Origin of the sequence: Parasphingorhabdus sp. (assembly GCF_036964675.1) — a bacterium.
GTDB lineage: Bacteria > Pseudomonadota > Alphaproteobacteria > Sphingomonadales > Sphingomonadaceae > Parasphingorhabdus.
The window spans coordinates 1-682 of sequence record NZ_JBALTF010000154.1; the positions used below are offsets into that span (position 1 = coordinate 1).

The following is a 682-nucleotide window of genomic DNA, read 5'->3' on the forward strand; positions in this document are numbered from 1 at the left end:
TGAGCTAGGCGGCTCTTTGGTCTTTATCGTCATTATGCCGCCTCCCCCTGATAGGTTGGAAGGCTAGCAGCCCATGTTTCCGCATCTTCACGTCTGATCCGGCTCGCCGTCCCCATTTTGAGCAACGGGATTTTCCCTTTGTTCACTTGCCGGTAAAATTCGCTCCGACTGATTGCGTAGCGTGTCAGAAAATCGGGCACTGTAAGAAGTGTAGGTTCCATATTTTTCATTCCCTTGCCCAAATCTTTGGACTAGCAGCAACAAGCAGGAGTGCCGTTGCGTGTCAAAGCATAGGCCAGTGATTCGCGTCTTGCATACCCTGACACACAAAAATTTCACAAAGTCCCGGGGACAGTCCTGTGGAAAAGATTTTCTGTGCACAATAATAGCGAGAAAACAGCATGATTATATCTGAAGCACGCCGTGGTTATGTATGTTTTATCCCACGAGTCTGACTGGTTTTTGGTTTTGGACCAAACAATAATCCGCCCAACCAGCCATCAATGTCCGTCGTTTATCGAGCATACTCCCCCTGCGGTAAGCGGCCTCGGTTTTGTCTTTGATGGTATGCGCCAATGCCATTTCGGCAACGTCACCGGCAAAGCTGGTTTCCTCTCCCACCCAATCGCGGAAGCTGGAGCGGAAGCCGTGAACGGTGAACGGCAAGCCTTGGTCCCGCATT

General features: G+C 50.6%; 1 pseudogene. It reads right to left on the reverse strand.

The features are described from left to right. Positions 1-438: 438 nt before the first annotated feature. Positions 439-682: pseudogene (locus V7665_RS13680) on the reverse strand (integrase); the annotation flags it as partial.